The organism is Rhizobacter sp. P2_D12 (genome assembly GCF_056404395.1).
Window position 1 is genome coordinate 1 of the sequence record NZ_JBFUEB010000046.1, and the last position, 20175, is coordinate 20175.

The window sequence follows — 20175 nt, forward strand, 5'->3', positions numbered from 1 at the left end:
TTGATTGCCTGGCGGCAATCAAGGCGCTCCTCCTTTACTTCCCTCCGAGGAGCCCCCCAGCTCCCCACGCCGCACCGCGCACTTCCCCCCAAAAAAAGAGCGTGCGTCGTGTTTTTGGGGGGGAGGGAGCGGTGCGCGACGCGAGGAGGTGGGGTGCTCCTCGGAGGGAAATAAAGGAGGAGCGGAAGGCCTGCCGCCAGGCAGGCGTTCCGCGGGGGACATTCCCGCAGAGGAGCGCCCCACCTCCTCGCGGCAAAAGAACCATCAGCGCGAGAACGAATCGACGACGCTGCCATCGACCCCGATGGCCTTGACCGTGATGGTCGAGTCCTTGATGTCCAGCCGCAGGTAGTGGTTCACCGCGCTCGCCTTCGCGTTCAGCGAACCGATCGCACGGAACCCCGCCAGGTCGGAGCCGCCGCCGCCGGTGATCACGTACACCGTGCCTTTCGCGTCGTCGCGCACGCCGGCCGGGTTGCTGCTGTCGGCATACACCGGCACCGAGCGCTCGTACACGTGGTTGTGGCCCGAGATCACCATCTTCACCTTGTACTTGCTGAAGTCCTGCAGCAGCGTGTTCCACGAGGCGTTCGCCGCGTGCCCGTCCGAGTACGTCACCAGCGGCGCATGCGTCAGCACGATGGTGTTCCTGATCAGCGGGTTGGCCGCCGCCTTGGCCAGGTCGTAGCGCAGCCAGTCGAGCTGGTGCTTGTAGTAGTACGAGTCGTAGTTGCTCTCGTTGGCCGCGGTGCAGTTGTTCGAACACTCCATCAGGTTGTAGTAGTCCGAGTTCAGGTGCATCACCGCGAAGTGCGTGTTCTTGTAGTCGAACGAGTAGTACATGAACTCGCCGTACACGCCCCGGGTCTTGGCGCACGCCGAGGCATAGAACTCGCTGTCGGTGAAGTGCTTCACGTCACTGCGCGTCCAGTCCTGGAAATAGGCCTTGGCCTGCGTGTGGTTGGGCACCAGCTTCTGCACGCTCGCCTGGTCGAACACGTCGCAGAAGCCGTTGCCGAACTTGTCGGGGTACCAGCCGTCGCCGAAGTTGTCGTCATGGTTGCCGACCACCGGGAAGTAGTACACCGGCAAGCCCGCCGCCGGCGTCTTGGTCTGCAGCGGCGCGATGATCTCCTTGAAGCTGCCCTTGGACGCATCGCTCGGGCAATCGCCGCGCTGCACCCAGTTGGTCGACTTGTCGTAGCCGGTGATCATGTCGCCGGTGTTGAACACGAAGGCGGCCGACTTCTCCGCCGCCATCTTGCCGACCAGGTTCATGTGGATGACGTTGCCGTCGCAGCCGCCGCCGGCCCGGCTGTCGCCGTAGGCCAGGAAGCTGAAGCTGGTGCCGTCGCCGGCCGGCGTGCTGGGCGCGGCCGCTTCGGCCGATTCGCCGCCACCACCACCGCTGCAGGCCGCCACGACCGCCAGCACGAGCAGGCCCAGGTGAAGAAGACGATGCATCGCAGGACCCCGTTCAGTATTCATAGGCGCCGACGTCGATCTTGCCGCCTTGCGGCCGCGCGGTCGCCAGGTAGTCGCGCGCGACCAGCGCCGTCGGCACGCCGGTGTCGATGGCCGGGCTGGTGCTCTTCAGCGTCAGCGGCGTGCCGCCGGTGGTGGTGGCGTACTGCGGGTCGAGCACGCGGCTCGCATCCGTGAGACCCGTCACCGTCGAGTACAGCGTCGGCCACTGCCCCGCCGGCACCTGGGTGTCGTTCAGCGAGAAGGTGGGCGCGCCGTTCGAGGTCCAGTAGATGTTGCCGCTGATGCGCAGCGTCGCGAAGTTCGTCAGCGCGTCGCCGTTGACCTTGATCACCGGCCGGTTCGCCGAGCCGTAGATGATGTTGTTGACGATCTCGACGCCGGTGCCGGCCTGCCCGACCTCGGATTCGTTGGACAGGAAGATCGAGCCCTGGCCCGCCGTCGCGGTGTTGTAGCAGCTGTTGTTGTAGATGCGCACGTTCGACGACGACGACGTGGCCACGCAGGCCCAGGTGGCGTTGACGACGACGTTGTTGCGCACGATGCCGTCGTAGCTCTCGTAGTTGCCGTCGACCAGCCGCTCGGCATCGGTCTCCTGGCCCAGCATGATCGCGTGGCCGTTGTCGGCGCGCCCGATGTTGACCAGCAGGTTGTTCTCGAAGATCGTGCTGCGCGCATTGCCCTTGGCGTACATGCCGAAGTCGGGCACGTCGTGCACGTAGTTGCCGGCGACACGCGTGTTGTTGGCGCCGACGATGTCGATGCCCTGGGCATTGCTGCCCGGCGTCACGACGCCCGCGCTCTGGAAGATCTCGTTGTCCAGCACTTCCACGTCGTTGGCGGTGCGCACCAGCTTGACCACGTCGGCCACGCTGCAGCACAGCTTGTTGCCCTGGATGCGCACCTTGGCGGTGTCGACCTTGATCACGTTGCCGTCGTCGCCGCCGGTGGTGCTGCCGCGCACCTCCAGGCCCTGCACCGTCCACCAGCTGGCAAAGCAGTCGGTGTTGCCGGTGCCGCTGCCGATCGCGTCCTCGTCGCAGGCGTCGTTGTAGAAATAGATCGTCGGGCCGGTGCCGCTGCGCTGCAGGACCGGCCGCTCGCCGTTGTAGCCGCGCAATGTGATGCGGGCGGTCGAGGTGCCTGCCGTGCGGATCACGACCGCCTCGCTGTAGGTGCCGGCGCGCACCTGGATGGTGTCGCCGGGCTGCGCGCTGTCGACCCCCTTCATGATGGTCTTGAACGGCGCGTCCAGCGTGCCGGCGGCGCTGTCGCTGCCGCTGTTGCTGACGAACCAGCTCTTGCCGTTCGAGCTGCCGCCGGGCGTGAAGCTGGCGCTGACGAGGGTCGCCGCGCTCATCGTCACGGTGCAGGACGCGCTGCCGCTGCAGGCGCCGCCCCAGCCGCTGAAGACGTAGCCGGTGGCCGGCACGGCGTTCAGCACGTAGCTGTTGCCTTGCGACAGCGAGAGGTTGCAGTCGGTGCTGCACGACAGGCCGGCCACCGTCGAGGTGATGCTGCCGGAGCCGTCGACGTGGACCTGCAGCGCAAGCTGCGGTCCGTCGGATCCGCCGCCACCGTTGTCGCCGGAGCCCCCGCCACCCCCACCGCCGCTGCAGGCGGCCAGGATGGAGACGGTCATTGCGGCGGCCGCCGCGAAACGCTGAACTCTGCTGATGCTCACTGCCAGGACCCCGGATGCCACTCACCGGGTCGACAGCCCGGGCGAGTCGGGATTGTCCGACAACGAGGCGGCCCGTGCCGCCGCGCATCCCCCCTAGTCAGGTGGCCCCTGGATCAGCGGGAGAAGCTGTCGAGCACCGTGCCGTCCTTGCCGGTCACCTTGACCGAGACGGTGCTGCCGTTGACGTCCAGCCGCATGTAGTGGTGCGCTGCCGTCGCCTTCGCGTTCAGCGGCCCCAGCGTCTTGAAGCCCGCCAGCGCCGAGCCGCCGCCGCCGGTGACCACGTAGACGGTGCCCTTGGCATCGTCGCGCACGCCGTTCGGGTTGGCATCGTCGGCATACACCGGCACCGAGCGCTCGTAGACGTGGCTGTGGCCCGAGATGACCATCTTCACCTTGTACTTGCTGAACTCCTTCACCAGCGTCGGCCACGAGGCCACCGGCGCATGGCCGTCCGAGTACGAGATCACCGGCGCGTGCATCAGCACCACGGTGTTCTGGATGGCGGTGTTGGCGGCGTTCTTCGCCAGGTCGTAGCGCAGCCAGTCGAGCTGGTGCTTGTAGTAGTACGCGTCGTAGTTGCCTTCGTTGGCCGCAGTGCAGTTGCTCGAGCACTCCATCAGGTCGTAGTAGTCGGAGTTGACGCGCAGCACGACGAAGTGGGTGTTCTTGTAGTCGAACGAGTAGTACATGAAGTCCGGGTACACGCCGTTGCGCGTCTTCGCGCAGGCCGCGGTGTAGAACTCGGCATCGCTGTAGTGCTTGACGCTCGCGGTCGTCCAGTCCTTGAAGTAGGCCTTGCTCTGGGTGTGGTTGGGCACCAGCTGCTTCGGGTCGAACACGCTGCAGAAGCCGTCGCCGAACTTGTCCGGGTACCAGCCGTCGCCGAAGTTGTCGTCGTGGTTGCCGACCACCGGGTAGTAGAAGACCGGCAGGCCGGCGGCCGGCGTCTTGGTCTGCAGCGGCGCGATGATTTCCTTGAAGCTGCCCTTGGATGCATCGCTCGGGCAATCGCCGCGCTGCAGCCAGTTGGTCGACTTGTCGTAGCCGGTGATCATGTCGCCGAGGTTGAAGACGAACGAGGCCGGCTCGGCCACCATGCGGCTCACCAGCGCCATGTGCGCGACGTTGCCGTCGCAGCCGTTGCCCGAGCGGCTGTCGCCGTAGGCCATGAAGGTGAAGGCCCCGCCGGCCACCGGCGCGGCGCCGGTCGTGAAGGTCCAGCTCTTGGCGGCGGCCAGCGCGTTGCCGGTCACGTCCTTCACCGCGGTGCCCAACTGGGCGGTGTAGGTGGTGCCGTAGGCGAGGGCGGCCGACGGCGTGAAGACCGCGTTCGAGCCGGAGCACGACACCGCGCCGGCCACGCCGTTGATCGACAGGCTGGCGCTGGTGACGGTGCTGCAGTTGACCGCTTCCGAGAACGTCACCGACACCGGGCTGGTGATCGCCACCGAGGTGGCGCCGGCGGCCGGGCTGGTGCTGGAGACCGTCGGCGGCGTCGTGTCCGACGGCGTGCTGGACGTGAACGTCGCGGTGACGGCGGCGGCCTGCGCCATCGTCACGGTGCAGGCGCCGACGCCCGAGCAGGCGCCGCTCCAGCCGCTGAAGCTCGCGCCGCTGGCCGGCGTGGCCGCCAGCGTGACGACGGTGCCCGAGGCGAAGCTCGGCGAGCAGCTGGTGCCGCAGGCCGTGGCCGGCGTGGTGATCGCCACCGTGCCGCTGCCGCTGGTCGTCACCGTCAGCGTGAGCTTGGGCCGCTCGGTGAAGGTCGCGCTGACCTTCTGGCTGGCGCCCATCGTGACGCTGCAGGTCGGCACCGTGCCGCTGGCGGCGCAGGCATCGCCCCAGCCGGCGAACTGGAAGCCGTCGGCGGCCGTGGCGGTCAGCACCGTGGTGGCGCCGCTGTCGTAGGTGGCGCTGCAGGTCGCGCCGCAGTCGAGCGCGCCGGAGGCGGCCTTGATGCTGCCCGAGCCGGTCTTGCTGGCCGTCAGCGTGTAGGTGATGGTCTGGAACGTCGCGTTGACGGCGGTCGAGCTCGACAGCGTCACCTTGCAGGTCTCGGCGGTGCCGGTGCAGGCGGACGTGTTGGTCCAGCCGGCGAAGCGCTGCTTGGCGGCGGCCTTCGCGGTCAGCGTGACCTGGGTGCCCATCGGCAGCATCTCGGCGCAGTCGCCGGGGCAGTTGATGCCCGACGGCGCCGACTGCACCGTGCCGCTGCCGCTCACGTTGACGTTGATCGCCGCCATGCTGGCGGGCGTCGGCGCGAAACTCGCGCTGACGGTCTGCGCGCTCGACAGCGTCACCTTGCAGCTGCCGGTGCCGGTGCAGCCCGCGCCGCTCCAGCCGCTGAACGAGAAGCCGCTGGCCGGCGCGGCCGACAGCGTGACGCTGCTGCCCTGCGGGTAGTTCTCGCTGCAGTCGCTGCCGCAGCTGATGCCGGCCGGCGCCGAGCTGACGCTGCCGGAGCCGCTCAGCGTCACGTTCAACGCGAAGCTGGGCACCGGCAATGCGGTGAAGGTGGCGGTCACCGAGCGCGCGCTGCTCATCTGCACCGTGCAGCTGCTGCCGGTGCAGGCGAGGCCGCTGCCGCTCCAGCCGCCAAAGGCGTAGCCGGTGGCCGGCTGGGCCGTCAGCGTGACGGCGGTGTTGGCGGCGTAGTTGCCGATGCAGTCGCTCGCGGTCGCGCAGCTCAGCGTGCCGACGTCCGCGCTGACCGTGCCGCCGCCGGCGATGGTGACGGCCAGGTTGAAGCGGGTGCCGGTCTGCTGGCTGAAGGTGGCGGTGACGGACTTGGATGTCTCCACCGTCACCGCGCAGTCGGCGGTGCCGCTGCAGTTGACCGCGCTGCCGCTCCAGCCGGCGAAGGCATAGCCGCTGGCCGGAGCCGCGCTCAGCGTGACCTGGGTGCCGCTGTCGAAGGCCTGGCTGCAGTCGGCGCCGCAGTCGATGCCGGCCGGCGTCGACTGCACCTGGCCCTGGCCGATGCGGCTGACGGTCAGGCTGGCCTGGGCGGTGGGCGCGGGGGCGGCGTCTTCCTCGCCCTTGCCGCACGCGGCGAGGACGAGCAGGGCGGCGAAGGGCAGCGCGAGGCGAAGGTGCTTCATGGAGGACAGGACCGATCAGTATTCGTAGGCGCCGACGTCGATGGTCCCGTTCAGCGGCCGTGCCGTGCCCAGGTAGTCCTTCGTGACGAGCGAGGTGGCGACACCGGTGTTGATGGCCGGGCTGGTGCTCTTCAGCGTCAGCGGCGTGCCGCCGGTGGTGGTGGCGTACTGCGGGTCGACGATGCGGCTGGTGTCGGTGCGGCCGGTGACGGCCTTGTACTGCGCCGCCCACTGCGTGGACGAGATGCTGTTGTCCTTCAGCGAGAAGCCGGGCGCGCCACCCGTCGCGTAGTAGATGTTGCCGTCGATGCGCAGCGTGGTGAAGTCGGTCATCGCATCGCTGTTCACCTTGATCAACGGGCGCCCGGCCGAGCCGTAGATGATGTTGTTGTAGATCTCGATGTTGACGCCCGGGGTGCCGATCTCGGATTCGTTGGACACGAAGATCGAGCCCTGGCCGGCGGTCGCGGTGTTGTAGCAGCTGTTGTTGTAGATGCGCACGTTCGACGACGACGAGGTCGCGACGCAGGCCCAGGTGGCGTTGACGACGACGTTGTTGCGCACGATGCCGTCGTAGCTCTCGTAGTTGCCGTCGACCAGGCGCTCGGTGTCGGTCTCCTGGCCCAGCATGATCGCGTGGCCGTTGTCGGCGCGGCCGATGTTGACGAGCAGGTTGTTCTCGAACAGGGTGTTGCGGGCATTGCCCTTGGCGTACATGCCGAAGTCGGGCACGTCGTGCACGTTGTTGCCGGCGACGCGGGTGTTGTTGGCGCCGACGATGTCCACGCCCTGCGCGTTCGTGCCCGGAGTCACGAGGCTGGTGTTCTGGAAGATCTCGTTGTCCAGCACTTCCACGTCGTTGGCGGTGCGCACCAGCTTCACGATGTCGGCCACGCTGCAGCACAGCTTGTTGCCCTGCAGGCGCACCTTGGCGGTGTCGATCTTGACGACGTTGCCGTCGCCGCCGCCGCTGGCGCTGCCGTGCACCTCCAGCCCCTGCAGCGTCCACCAGCTCGCGAAGCAGTCGGTGTTGCCGGTGCCGGTGCCGATGGCGTCCTCGTCGCAGGCGCTGTTGTAGAAGTAGATCGTCGGGCCGGCGCCGTTGCTCTGCAGCACCGGGCGCTCGCCGTTGTAGCCGCGCATCGTGATGCGGGCCGACGCGGTGCCGGCGCTGCGGATCACGACCGACTCGGTGTAGGTGCCGGCGCGCACTTCGATGACGTCGCCGGCGGTGGCCACGCCGACCGCCTTCATGAGGGTCTTGAACGGCGCCGTGAGGCTGTTGCCGGCGGCCGAATCGCTGCCGCTGGGGCTGACGTACCAGCTCTTGCCGCTGCCGCCGGTGCTGGTGGCGGTGAAGGTGGCCGTCACCGACTTCGCGGCCGACATCGTCACCGCGCAGGTGCTGCTGCTGCCCGAGCAGGCGCCGCCCCAGGCGGTGAAGCTGTAGCCGCTGGCCGGGGTGGCGGTCAGCGTGACGCTGGTGTTGGCCGCGAAGCTGGTGCAGCCGGTGCCGCAGGCGGTGCCGGTGGGCGAGCTCGACACCGTGCCCGAGCCGGTGGTCGACACCGTCAGTGCATAGGTCGAGGTGGGGGTGGCGGTGAAGACCGCGGTCGCGCTGGCCGCGGCATTGACGGTCACCTGGCAGGTGGCGCTGGTGCCGGTGCAGGCGCCGCTCCAGTTGCTGAAGGTGTAGCCGCTGGCCGGCGTCGCGCTCAGCGTCACCGCGGTGCCGGCGTTGACCGTCGCGCTGCAGGTGCTGCCGCAGGCGATGCTGGCGCCGCTGGCGTTGACGGTGCCGCTGCCCTGCTTGACGACGGTCAGCGTGTAGGTGTTCAGCGCGAAGGCGGCGCCGACGGTGGTGGTGGCCGTGGGCTTCAGCGTGCAGCTGCCGCCGGCGGTGGTCACCGTGCCGATGGTGGCGCAGGCGCCGGTCCAGCCGCCGAAGTGCGAGGCGGTGCCGCTGGTGGCGGTCAGCGTGACGCTCGTGCCGCTGGCCAGCGTCGTGGTGCAGGCGGTCGGGCAGTTGATGCCGGCGGGGCTGGACACCAGCGTGCCGGCGCCGTTGCCGGTGACGGCGGTGTTCAGCGCGACGCTGCTGGCCGGCGTGGCGGTGAAGCTGGCCGACACGCTGCGCGCGGCCGACATCGTCACCACGCAGGTGTTGGTGCCCGAGCAGCCGGCGCCGCTCCAGCCGCTGAACGAATAGCCCGAGGCGGGCGATGCAGTCAGCGTGACGACGGTGTTGTTGTTGAAGCTCGCGTTGCAGGTGCTGCCGCAGGCAATGCCGGCGGGCGACGAGTTCACCGTGCCGGAGCCGCTGGTGCCGACGCTCAGCGCGAAGGTGGACGCGGCCACCGGCGTGAAGCTGACGCTGACGCTGCGGGCGCTGCTCATCGTCACGGCGCAGGTGCTGCCGCTGCACGAGACGCCGCTGCCGCTCCAGGCACCGACCTGGTATCCGCTGGCCGGGGTGGCCGTCAGCGTGACCACGGTGCCGGTCGCGAAGCTGCCGCCGCAGTCGGTGGCGCTGCTGCACGAGAACGGCGTCACGTTGGACGCGACGGTGCCCGAGCCGGCGACGGTCACGTCGAGCGCGTACTCGGTGGCATTCACCTGGCTGAAGGTGGCTTGCAGCGCCTTCGACTTGTCCAGCGTCACGGTGCAATCGCCGGTGCCGGTGCAGCCGGCATCGCTGCCGCTCCAGCCGACGAACTGGTTGCCCGAGGCCGCCGCTGCATGCAGCGTCACGGCCGAATCCTGCGTGTAGGTGCCGCTGCAGTCGACGCCGCAGTCGATGCCGCCCGGTGTCGAGGCCACGGTGCCCTGGCCGACGCGGTTGACCGACAGCACGGCCATCACCGGCTCCGGCGAGCCCGAGACATCGTCTTCGCCACTCTTCGAGCCGCCGCAGGCGGCCAGCGTGGCGGCCATCACGGCCAGGCTCAGGATTCTGGAGACAGGGGAGAACGCAGGGCGCAGGGTCGAGATCAGGGGCATCGCACTTCAATCCGGGCTAACACCGGGATCCGACACGGAGCCCTGGCCGGACGCATTGTGTTGGCGCCCACTCACGAACCTGTTTCCAGATGTGGGATAGACGGACCGGTCCGGATGGTGGCCGTCGGACGACGGATGGACCGCGTTCGGACCGCGCGTGGGCACCCACTCGCCGCAAACCGTGGTGCAGCGCACACAGACCATCCATCGGCTGTCCGAATGGCTGACATCGGCGGCATCCGGTGTCGGGCCGTTGCAACGCTGCCGCGCGCCATGCGCGCAGCCTGCGCTTCGTGCACCCCCGCGTTTGCGGGGAGCTTGTTACAAAAACAATCGGAAAAGACTTCCGACCGGCGCACCCCGGGCTGGCAGAAGTTGCAGGGTGGGCAGCGCCCGTGCCGGGTCGCCGCAAGGTATGTGGGCACCCCGTAACTCAGGGATTGGCGCTGCCCGGGCGTTCTCCGATCATCCCGACCATTCAAATTGGGAGCTTGAGCGGGGTCTGGGTCTCAACCGGTAATCCGGGGCAGTTTTTTTGAAACACCTGGATTTACCATTCGTCCTTTTCCGGCTCGCGTGTTCCCCTCGATGGCAACGCTGGCTTTTCTCAAATTCAACCGCAGACTTATTCGCGGAACACATCGTCCATAAAGAATCATGACCACCGTTGCGATCGTCGGGTTGGGGTATGTCGGATTGCCGCTGGCAGTTGAATTCGGCAAGAAATACAAAACCATTGGCTTTGATTTGTCCGCGCCCAAGATCGCGGCATACCGTGAATTCACCGACCCGACCGGCGAGGTCAGCACCGAGGCGCTGAAGTCTGCCACCTTGTTGCAACCCACCACCGACCCGGCGGCCCTGAAGGACGCCGATTTCATCGTCGTCGCCGTGCCGACGCCGGTCGACGACGCGCACAACCCGGACCTGTCGCCGCTGATCGGCTCCAGCACCTCGGTCGGGCGCAACCTGAAGCGCGGCGCCACCATCGTTTTCGAATCCACCGTGTACCCCGGCGCGACCGAAGAGGTCTGCATCCCGATCCTCGAGAAGGAATCGGGGCTGAAGTGGAAACAGGATTTCTTCGTCGGGTATTCCCCCGAGCGCATCAACCCGGGCGACAAGCAGCACACGCTGACCACCATCACCAAGGTGGTCTCGGGCGACACGCCGGCCACGCTGGCGCTGGTGGCCGAGATGTACGGCAGCATCATCACGGCCGGCGTCTACCCGGCGGCGAGCATCAAGGTGGCCGAAGCCGCCAAGGTGATCGAGAACACCCAGCGCGACCTGAACATCGCGCTCGTCAACGAGCTGTCGCTGATCTTCCACCGCATCGGCATCGACACCCTCGAGGTGCTGGAAGCCGCCGGCACCAAGTGGAACTTCCTGCCGTTCCGCCCGGGCCTGGTGGGCGGCCACTGCATCGGCGTCGACCCGTACTACCTGACGCACAAGGCCGAGCGCCTGGGCTACCACCCGCAGGTGATCCTGGCCGGGCGACGCATCAACGACGGCATGGGCAAGTACGTCGCCGAGCAGACCATCAAGAACCTGATCCAGGCCGGCTTCCAGGTGAAGGGCGCCGACGTCGTGGTGCTGGGCCTGACCTTCAAGGAAGACTGCCCGGACCTGCGCAACTCGAAGGTGATCGACGTGATCCGCGAGCTGCAGAGCTACGGCGTCACGGTGCACGTGCACGACCCGGTGGCCGCGGCCGACGAGGCGCGGCACGAGTACGGCGTCGACCTGGTGGCCTGGGACGCGCTGCCGAAGGCGCAGGCCATCGTCGCCGCGGTCGCGCACAAGGGCCTGAAGGCGCGGACCATCGACGACTACGTCGCCAAGCTGGTGCCCGGCGGCCTGTACGTCGACGTCAAGAGCCAGGCCGATGCCAAGGCGCTGAAGGCGCGCGGCCTGAACGTGTGGCGGCTCTGAACATGGCCGGCAGCGTGGAAACCACCGCATTCGACACCGTGCTCGACCAGGTGCGCGCCACGCCGCGCCGCTGGCTCGTCACCGGCAGTGCCGGCTTCATCGGCTCGCACCTGCTGGAGCAGCTGCTGCGCGCCGGCCAGCAGGTCACGAGCCTCGACAACTTCTCGACCGGCCACCAGGCCAACCTCGACGAGGTGCGCGCCCTGGTGGGCGAGGACGCCTGGTCGCGCCACGCCTTCATCCGCGGCGACATCGCCGACCTGGCTTCCTGCGCGCAGGCCTGCGAAGGCGTCGACGTCGTGCTGCACCAAGCCGCGCTCGGCTCGGTGCCGCGCTCGATCAAGGACCCGCTGACCACGCACCGCTCGAACGCGACCGGCTTCCTGACGATGCTCGAGGCGGCCCGCGCCGCCGGCGTCAAGCGCTTCGTCTATGCGGCGTCCAGCTCCACCTACGGCGACTCGCCGACCTTGCCGAAGGTCGAGGACCGGATCGGCCGGCCGCTGTCGCCGTATGCCGTCACCAAGTACCTGAACGAGCTGTACGCCGAGGTGTTCGGCCGTTGCTACGGGCTGTCGACCATCGGGTTGCGCTACTTCAACGTGTTCGGCCCGCGCCAGGACCCGAACGGCGCGTACGCCGCCGTGATTCCCCGCTGGGCCGCCGAGATGCTGGACGGCAAGCGCTGCGTCATCAACGGCGACGGCGAGACCTCGCGCGACTTCTGCTTCGTGCTGAACGCGGTGCAGGCCAACCTGCGCGCCGGGCTGGCCGAGGATCCGGACGCATCGAACCAGGTCTTCAACGTGGCCGTGGGCGACCGCACCACGCTGAACCAGCTGCATGCGGCGCTGGCCGAGGCCTTGAGGCACGAATGCCCCGGCCTGCGGGTCGAGCCGCCCGAGCATGCGCCGTTCCGCGCCGGCGACGTGCGCCATTCGCTGGCCGACGTGGGCAAGGCGAAGCGCCTGCTCGGCTATGCGCCGACGCACGACGTGGGCGCCGGACTGCTGCAGGCGATCGGCTGGTATGTGCAGCGTGCACGCCAGCCGGCCTGAACCCTTTTGCCCGTTCCGCACGGACGCCGTGCCGCCTTGATTTTCTTTCTTGATTGACTCGACCCAGGACCCGCCATGAACTCCGACAAGATCCGTTCCGTCATCGCCAAGCATGCCCGCCTGTCGGTGGACGCCGCCACGCTGACCGACGACAGCGACCTGTACGCCGCCGGCCTGACCTCGCTGACCACCGTCAACCTGATGCTGGCACTGGAAGACGAGTTCGACATCGAGTTCTCCGACAAGATGCTCGGCCGCAAGACCTTCGAGAGCATCCGCTCGCTGTCCGAAGCGATCGAAGAACTCGTCAGCGCCTGAGCGCTGCGCCGTCATTCCTGGAGACGACATGTCGCAACCCACCAAGCTCAGCCCCCAACTGCCTGCCCTGCTCGAAGGGCTGCACGGCATCGGCCGCGACGTCATCGCGCCGCACGCCGTCGAGGTGGACCGCGACGCGCGCTTCCCGCACGAGGCCTTCGCCGCGCTGAAGCAGCAGAAGCTGCTGTCCTGCTACGTGCCGGTCGAGTACGGCGGCATGGGCCTGAACATCAGCGACCTGTCGCAGATCTGCGAGGTGCTGGGCCAGTACTGCGGCTCCACCGCGATGATCTTCGCGATGCACCAGATCCAGGTCGGCTGCATCGTGCACCATGCGCTCGAGTCCGAGTTCTTCCGCGGCTATGCGCGCGAGATGGTCGAGCAGCAGCTGCTGATCGCGTCGGCCACCACCGAGCTGGGCATCGGCGGCGACGTGCGCTCCAGCATCTGCGCGGTGCAGGTGACGGGCGACCGCTTCACGCTGGAGAAGCAGACGCCGGTGATCTCGTACGGCGCCACCGCCGATGCGATCCTGGTGACCTGCCGCAAGTCGGAAGACGCGGCGCGCAACGACCAGGTGCAGGTGCTGGTGCGCCGCGCCGACTACGTGCTGACCAAGCTGTCGGGCTGGGACACGCTGGGCTTCCGCGGCACCTGCAGCGAAGGCTTCGTGCTGAAGTCGCAAGGGCGCGCCGAGCAGATCCTGCCGCAGCCGTATGCCGACATCCACCGCCGCACCATGCACCCGTTCGCGCACTGCGTGTGGGCGTCGCTGTGGCTGGGGCTGTCGATCGACGCGGTGGCGCGCGCGCGCAGCGCGGTGCGTGCCGAGGCGCGCAAGAACCCGAGCGTGACGCCGATCTCGGCCACGCGCCTGGCCGAGCTCGACACCGTGCTGTTCTCGATGCGCGGCGGCGTCTACCAGGCGCTGCGCGAGTACCACGACCTGCTGCTCGCCGACGATGCCGAGGCCTTCTCCGGCTTCGGCTTCGCGATCAACATCAACAACCTGAAGCTGACCGCCTCGCAGTTCGTCGTCGAGATCGTCGGCAAGGCGATGCTGATCTGCGGCATCCAGGGCTACCGCAACGATTCCAAGCTGACGCTCGGCCGGCACCTGCGCGATGCGTATGGTGCTGCGCTGATGGTCAACAACGACCGCATCCTCGGCCAGAGCGCCACGATGCAGATCGTGCAGCGCTGAAATGAAGACGTTCACTGTCTTCGATGGGCGCCCGCGCCTTTGCCGAACCGGCGGCTTGGTGCGGAGATCCCGGATTGGCATCCGGGCTACCCGGTCCCGTAGCCCGGATGCCAATCCGGGGCAGCACCCTGGCCAAGCCCCTGCTGCAAGCTGCGCGCCCAGCGCCGACTGAGCCATTTTCAAGGACACCACGCCATGTGCACCCACCACGACGATCCGTACAAGCAGTACCAGGCCGAGCTGATCGAGGCCGGCCTGCTGATTCCCCTGGGCGTGCGCGGCGTCTATGGCCGCAGCGGCACCTTCGAGAACATCATCGACCAGTTCGAGTCGCTGGTGACGCGCGAAGGCGCCTTCCAGGACGCCGAGGTGATGCGCTTCCCGCCGATCTTCAACCGGCAGCACTACGAGCGCATCGACCACATCAACAACTTCCCCGACCTGATGGGCTCGGTGCACAGCTTCCTCGGCGGCGAGAAGGAGCACCAGGCGATGCTGGGCAAGTTCGAGGCGAAGCAGGACTGGACCACCGAACTCTCGCCGGCCGAGGTGATGCTGGTGCCCGCCGCCTGCTACCCGCTGTACCCGACCGCCACCGGCACGCTGACCGACAAGGGCCGCGTGGTCGACCTGAAGACCTTCGTGTTCCGCCACGAGCCGTCGGACGACCCGGCGCGCATGCAGATCTTCCGCCAGCGCGAATTCGTGCGCCTGGGTTCGCCCGAGCAGGCGCTGAACCACCGCAACGACTGGCTGCAGCGCGGCCAGGCCATCCTCGAATCGGTGGGCCTGCCGGTGGCGAAGGTGCTGGCCGACGACCCGTTCTTCGGCCGCGGCGCACGCATGATGAAAGCCACGCAGCGCGAGCAGGACCTGAAGTACGAGCTGGTGGTGCCGATCTGCAAGGAAGACAAGCCGACCGCGATCACCTCGTGCAACTACCACCTGGACCACTTCGGCATCTCGTTCGACATCCTGACGCCGGACGGCAAGCCGGCGCACACCGCCTGCATCGGCTTCGGCCTCGAGCGCATCGCGCTCGCGCTGCTGAAGACGCACGGCTTCGACCCGAAGCGCTGGCCGCACGAGGTGCGCCAGCGCCTGGCGATGGCCTGAGCGAGGCCGGCGCATGAAACGTGTCCTCGCGATCGAGCCGGCGAGCTTCCAGCGGCATCCGATCCACACCGAAGCGCGCACCTGGGCCGAGACCAACTGCTACGCCGACGTGCTGATCGAGCTGCTGCACGGCCTGGGCCACGACCCGGTGCCGGCGCTGGCCTTCACGCTGGGCGTCGACTTCGAAGGCGACCAGTGGACCTTCTTCAAGTTCCCCGATGGCGACCTGTACGACCTGTATGGCGTCGACATCCAGGAGCTCGCGGTGTGGCGCCCGCTGGCCGACCACATCGAGGACCAGGTGGCGGCCGGGCGGCCGGTGCTGGTGGAACTCGATTCGTGGTTCCTGCCCGACACGGCCGGCTCGGCCTACAAGCTCGCGCACACCAAGTCGACGGTGGGGGTGGTCGCCATCGACGTGAAGGCGCGCCGCATGGACTACTTCCACAACCAGGGCTTCTACGCGCTGGACGGCGATGACTTCCGCGACGTGTTCCAGCTGGACGGGCTGGTGCACGAGCGCATGCTGCCGCCGTACATCGAGTACCTCAAGAAGCGCCCGAACTTCACGCCGCCCACCGGCGCGGCGCTGCTCGACGCGTCGCTCGCGCTGCTGCGCAAGCACCTGACGCGCGTGCCGGCCGACAACCCGTTCGAGCGCTTCAAGACGCAGTTCGCGAAAGACCTGGACTGGCTGATGCAGGCCGACATCGCGACCTTCCACACCTACTCGTTCGCGACGCTGCGCCAGTACGGCGCGTGCTTCGAGCTGGCCGAGACCTACCTGCGCTGGCTGGCCGGGCAGGGCGTGGCCGGCACCGCGGCCGCCGCCGATGCGTTCGCGCAGATCTCGCAGACCGCCAAGGCCTTCCAGTTCCAGCTGGCGCGCTCGATGGCGCGCAAGAAGGCGCTGGACCTGGCGCCGATCGACGCGATGGCGCAATCATGGGCAGCAGGGATGGCCGAACTGCAGCGCCTGCGCGGGTGACCCGCCCTGTCATGAAGAGCGCGCTGCCCGGCCACATCGCACGCGTGGCCGCGGTCGTGCTGGACGGCGGCTGGGAGATCGCCGCAGGCGGCGTCGACTGGGCGCCGGTGGCCGAACGCGGCACCGTCGCGGCCAGCCTCGGCGTGGCCGTCGACACGCACGACGGCCGCTACGACGCGCAGGACTGGCACTACCGGCTGCGCTTCGCCGCGCCCGCGCGCACGGCGGCGCAGCGCCAGCAGCTGCGCTTCGACGGCCTGGCCGGCCTGGCCGAGGTGTCGCTGAACGGCCAGAAGATCCTCGAGGCGGACAACATGTTCGTCGCCGAGGTGGTCGACGTCACCGCGCTGCTGCAGGCCGACAACGAACTGCAGGTCCGCTTCAAGTCGCTCGACCGCGAACTCGCGGCGCGCCGGCCGCGCCCGCGCTGGAAGACCGCGCTGGTCGAGGCGCAGAACCTGCGCTGGGTGCGCGGCACCTTGCTCGGCCGCATCCCCGGTTGGACGCCGCCGATCCACCCGGTGGGGTTGTGGAAGCCGGTCGTGCTGGAGACTGTCGGCCCGGGCGAGCTGGCCGCGATCGACCTGCAATGCTGCGCCGAGGACGGCGTGGCCCGCCTGCGGCTGCAGGCGCAGCTGACCGCGGGCAGCGACGTGGCCGAGGCGCGCCTGCGCATCGGCGACCAGGTGCATGCGCTGGCACTGTCGCCCGACGGCCTCGCTGCCGACCTGCACCTGCCCGGGCTGCCGCTGTGGTGGCCGCACACCCATGGCACGCCGGTGCTGCACGACTGCGCGATCGAGCTGCGCCAGGGCGCGCACTGGACGCGCATCGATGGCGGCCGGGTCGGCTTCCGCCAGCTGAAGGTGGCGCGCGACGGCGGCCTGGTGCGCTTCGAGCTGAACGGCGAGCCGGTCTTCTGCCGCGGCGCCTGCTGGACCACCGACGATTTTCTCCGGCTGCACGGCGACCCGCTGCAACTGCGCCGCACGCTCGAACTGGCGCGCGACGGCGGCCTGAACATGCTGCGCATCGGCGGCACGATGACCTACGAGTCGGACGCGTTCTACGCGCTGTGCGACGAACTGGGCATCCTGGTCTGGCAGGACTTCATGTTCGCCAACATGGACTACCCGGTCGGCGACGCGGCCTTCCGCGCGAGCATCGAGCGCGAGGCCGCGTACCAGCTGAACCGGTTGCAGGCCCGTGCATGCATCGCCGCCTACTGCGGCGGCAGCGAGGTGGAGCAGCAGGCCGCGATGCTGGGCCTGCCGGCCAGCGAATGGAGCAACGACTTCTTCGCCGAGACGCTGCCGGCGCTGTGCGCGAGCCGCCATGCCGGCGTGCCGTACTTCCGCTCGTCGCCGTGCGAGGGTGCGCTGCCGTTCCACGTCGGCACCGGCATCTCGCACTACTACGGCGTCGGCGCCTACCGCCGGCCGGTCAGCGACGCGAAGCATGCCGGCGTCAAGTTCACGACCGAGTGCCTGGGCTTCTCGCACGTGCCCGAGCCCGAGACCATCGAGCTGCTGGCCGGCCACCCGACGATCGCGCCGCACCACCCGCTGTGGAAGCAGCGCCAGCCGCGCGACAACGGCGCCGGCTGGGATTTCGAAGATGTCCGCGACCACTACCTGCGCGAGCTGTTCGGCCTCGACCCGGTGGCGCTGCGCAGCCAGGACGTGGCCCGCTACCTGGCGGTGTCGCGCGCGGTGACCGGCGAGGTGCTCAAGCGCGTGTATGCCGAATGGCGCGCGCCGGGCAGCGTCTGCGGCGGCGGCCTGGTGTGGTTCCTGAAGGACCTGTGGCCCGGCGCCGGCTGGGGGCTGGTCGACAGCACCGGGCGACCCAAGGCGGTGTACTGGGCGCTCAAGCGCGCGTGGGCGCCACGCACCGTGCTGATCACCGACGGCGGTCTCGACGGGCTGCAGCTGCAGGTGCACAACGAAGGCCGCGAGCCGCTGCACGGCAGCGTCGAGATCGCGCTGTACCAGGACGGCAGCGTGCGCACCGCCACGGGCAGCGCGCCGCTCGAGCTGGCCGGCCGCAGCCGGGTGGGCCTGCAGGCCGATGCGCTGATCGGGCATTTCGCCGACACCGCGTATGCCTACCGCTTCGGGCCGCCGCAGCACGACGTCGCGGTGGCGCGGCTGAAGGACGCCGACGGGCGGACGCTGGCCGAGGATTTCCATTTTCCGCACGGCATGAACTTCGCGCCGCAGCGCGCCGGCGCGCTGGCTGCGCAGGCGCAGCGCGACGACGACGGCAGCGTGCTCGTGACGCTGTCCAGCGAGGCCTTCGTGCAGTCGGTGCAAGTCGAGTGCGCCGGCTACGTGGCCGACGACGCGCATTTCCACCTCGCGCCGCAGTCGCGCAAGCTGCTGCGCTTCCATCCGCTCGACGCGGTGCCGCGCAAGTTCAAGGCGCACGTCGGCGCGCTCAACCTGCGCGAAGGGGTGACCGTCCGTGCGGACTGACGACGCCCCGCTGCATGCCGCCGGGCTGCCGCGCACCGAGGTGCGGCGCGAGCCGGTGTACCTGGGCGATGCGGCGCGGCCGCTGTTCGGCTGGTACCACGTGGCCGAGGCGGTGCCGCGGCGCGATGGCGTGCTCGTGATCTGCAACCCGATGGGCTACGAGTACGTGCACGGGCATCGCTCGCTGCGCCACCTGGCCGACGACCTGGCGCGCGCCGGCCTGCCGACGCTGCGCTTCGACTACCACGGCACCGGCGACTCGCCGGGCTCCGAGCTCGACCCGGGGCGCCTGCAGCGCTGGCAGGACGACATCCATGCCGCGATCGCCGCGGCGCAGTCGCTGAGCGGCAGCGAGCGCGTCGGGCTGCTCGGTGTGCGGCTGGGTGCGACGCTGGCGACGCTGGTGGCCACGCAGCGCGAGGTCGACTGGCTCGTGCTGTGGAACGTCTGCGCATCGGGGCGCCGCTACGTGCGCGAGATGCAGGCGCTGGACATGGCGGCCGGCGGCGGTGAACGCAAGGTCAGCGCGCCGCTGGAGCCGGCGGGTTTCCTGATGGGGCGCGAGACCCAGGATGCCATCAAGGCGGTGCAACTGACGCGCGAGGTGCCGCGTGTCGGTGGTCGCACGCTGCTGGTTGCGCGCGATGACCTGATCGGCGAGGAAGAGGCGCTGCGCGAGCACCTGCTGATGCTGGGCGTCGCGACCGATGCGGTGGCCTTTGCCGGCTATGCGGACATGATGGCCGAGCCGGTGCACACCGTGGTGCCGCGCGCGGCGCTGGGCGGCATCGTGCAGTGGATGGTGGCGCAGACGGGCTTGCGCGACGCGGCGCCGCCGCTGCTGGCCTCGCCGGCCGGCGCGGCGCGGGCGGAGTTCGGGCACGCGATGCTGGACGGCCGCACGGTGCGACTGGCCGAGAGCCTGTGTGCGCTCGGTGCGCAGGGCCAGCTGTTCGGCATCCATGCGCAGGCGGCTGGCGATGCCGCGCCGCAACGGCCGATGGTGGTGCTGTTCAACTCCGGCACGGTGCACCACGTCGGGCCGAACCGGCTGTACGTGATGCTGGCGCGCGAGCTGGCGGCGCTGGGTTTCCCGAGCGTGCGCTGCGACCTGGAAGGCCTGGGCGACAGCGTGCAGCGCGGGGCCGGGCGCGAGAACCACCCGTATCCCGACAGCGCGGTGCCGGATGCGCAGCAGGTGCTGGCGAGCCTGCGCCAGCGCTTCGGCGTGCGCGAGTTCGTGCTGATGGGGCTGTGCTCGGGCGCGTACACCGCGTTCCAGACCGCGCTGGTCGAGCCGGCGGGGCTGATCAGCGAGCTGGTGCTGATCAATCCGCTGACCTGGCGCTGGGTGGAAGGCGATGCGGTCGACACCCAGCATTTCTCGGCGGTGGCGCACTACAAGGGCACGATGCGCCGACTCGACAGCTGGAAGAAGCTGCTGCGCGGGCAGGTGAACCTGGTCTACCTGGCGGGCGTGGTGCTGTCGCACCTGCGCAAGCAGGTGGCCTCGCGGGTGAGTGCGATCAACGAGCTGCTGTTCCCGTCGCGCGGGCCGCTGCTGTCGCGCCAGCTGCGGCAGCTGTTCGCGGCGAAGCAGAAGGTGTCGCTGTTCGTGTCCTCGGGCGACCCGGGCTGGGACATGCTGCAGGACGGCGCGCGCCAGACCGCGCGAAGGGCGCTGAAGAGCGGTGAGCTGGCGCTGGAGTTCATCGCGGACGCGGACCACACCTTCTCGCGCGACGATGCGCGGCGGCGGGTGATCGCGGCCATTACCCGCAGGTTGCGTTCGTAGCCCGGATG

At 69.0% G+C, this 20175-nt stretch carries 12 protein-coding genes; 8 read left to right on the forward strand and 4 right to left on the reverse strand.

Going from position 1 to position 20175, the window contains the following annotated elements; all coding sequences use genetic code 11:
- Nucleotides 1-264: 264 nt before the first annotated feature.
- The 4 genes from AC1DYN_RS16615 to AC1DYN_RS16630 all read right to left on the reverse strand — a co-directional run bounded on the left by AC1DYN_RS16615 (nucleotide 265) and on the right by AC1DYN_RS16630 (nucleotide 9273).
- A complete protein-coding gene (locus AC1DYN_RS16615; RefSeq protein WP_477961459.1) occupies nucleotides 265-1464 on the reverse strand; it encodes a metallophosphoesterase in 1200 nt (399 codons plus the stop codon).
- Nucleotides 1465-1477: 13 nt separating this feature from the next.
- The gene (locus AC1DYN_RS16620) at nucleotides 1478-3127 is read right to left on the reverse strand and encodes a right-handed parallel beta-helix repeat-containing protein (protein ID WP_477961461.1); all 1650 of its coding nucleotides are present in this window, start codon (nucleotides 3125-3127) and stop codon (nucleotides 1478-1480) included.
- Nucleotides 3128-3282: 155 nt separating this feature from the next.
- The gene (locus AC1DYN_RS16625; RefSeq protein ID WP_477961463.1) at nucleotides 3283-6273 is read right to left on the reverse strand and encodes an InlB B-repeat-containing protein; all 2991 of its coding nucleotides are present in this window, start codon (nucleotides 6271-6273) and stop codon (nucleotides 3283-3285) included.
- Between the two features lie 15 nt (nucleotides 6274-6288).
- Nucleotides 6289-9273: an InlB B-repeat-containing protein gene (locus tag AC1DYN_RS16630; RefSeq protein ID WP_477961465.1), complete on the reverse strand. Its 2985-nt coding sequence runs from the start codon at nucleotides 9271-9273 to the stop codon at nucleotides 6289-6291.
- A 657-nt stretch (nucleotides 9274-9930) separates the two neighbouring features.
- On the opposite strand from AC1DYN_RS16630, the gene AC1DYN_RS16635 reads away from it, so the two are divergent.
- The 8 genes from AC1DYN_RS16635 (at nucleotide 9931) to AC1DYN_RS16670 (ending at nucleotide 20167) form a co-directional block, all read left to right on the forward strand.
- The gene (locus AC1DYN_RS16635) at nucleotides 9931-11211 is read left to right on the forward strand and encodes a nucleotide sugar dehydrogenase (RefSeq protein WP_477961467.1); all 1281 of its coding nucleotides are present in this window, start codon (nucleotides 9931-9933) and stop codon (nucleotides 11209-11211) included.
- A 2-nt stretch (nucleotides 11212-11213) separates the two neighbouring features.
- The gene (locus AC1DYN_RS16640) at nucleotides 11214-12269 is read left to right on the forward strand and encodes an SDR family oxidoreductase (protein WP_477961469.1); all 1056 of its coding nucleotides are present in this window, start codon (nucleotides 11214-11216) and stop codon (nucleotides 12267-12269) included.
- A gap of 75 nt (nucleotides 12270-12344) precedes the next feature.
- A complete protein-coding gene (locus AC1DYN_RS16645) occupies nucleotides 12345-12587 on the forward strand; it encodes an acyl carrier protein (RefSeq protein ID WP_477961471.1) in 243 nt (80 codons plus the stop codon).
- A gap of 28 nt (nucleotides 12588-12615) precedes the next feature.
- Nucleotides 12616-13791, forward strand: coding sequence for an acyl-CoA dehydrogenase family protein (locus tag AC1DYN_RS16650; protein WP_477961472.1), 1176 nt, complete (start codon nucleotides 12616-12618; stop codon nucleotides 13789-13791).
- Nucleotides 13792-13986: 195 nt separating this feature from the next.
- Nucleotides 13987-14907, forward strand: a complete 921-nt coding sequence (locus tag AC1DYN_RS16655) for an amino acid--[acyl-carrier-protein] ligase (RefSeq protein ID WP_477961473.1) — start codon at nucleotides 13987-13989, stop codon at nucleotides 14905-14907.
- 13 nt (nucleotides 14908-14920) lie between these two features.
- A complete protein-coding gene (locus tag AC1DYN_RS16660) occupies nucleotides 14921-15895 on the forward strand; it encodes a DUF1839 family protein (RefSeq protein WP_477961474.1) in 975 nt (324 codons plus the stop codon).
- Nucleotides 15892-18372: a glycoside hydrolase family 2 protein gene (locus tag AC1DYN_RS16665; protein WP_477961476.1), complete on the forward strand. Its 2481-nt coding sequence runs from the start codon at nucleotides 15892-15894 to the stop codon at nucleotides 18370-18372. The genes AC1DYN_RS16660 and AC1DYN_RS16665 overlap by 4 nt, the downstream gene beginning before the upstream one ends.
- The gene (locus AC1DYN_RS16670) at nucleotides 18362-20167 is read left to right on the forward strand and encodes a serine aminopeptidase domain-containing protein (RefSeq protein WP_477961478.1); all 1806 of its coding nucleotides are present in this window, start codon (nucleotides 18362-18364) and stop codon (nucleotides 20165-20167) included. The genes AC1DYN_RS16665 and AC1DYN_RS16670 overlap by 11 nt, the downstream gene beginning before the upstream one ends.
- The last annotated feature ends 8 nt before the right edge of the window (nucleotides 20168-20175 follow it).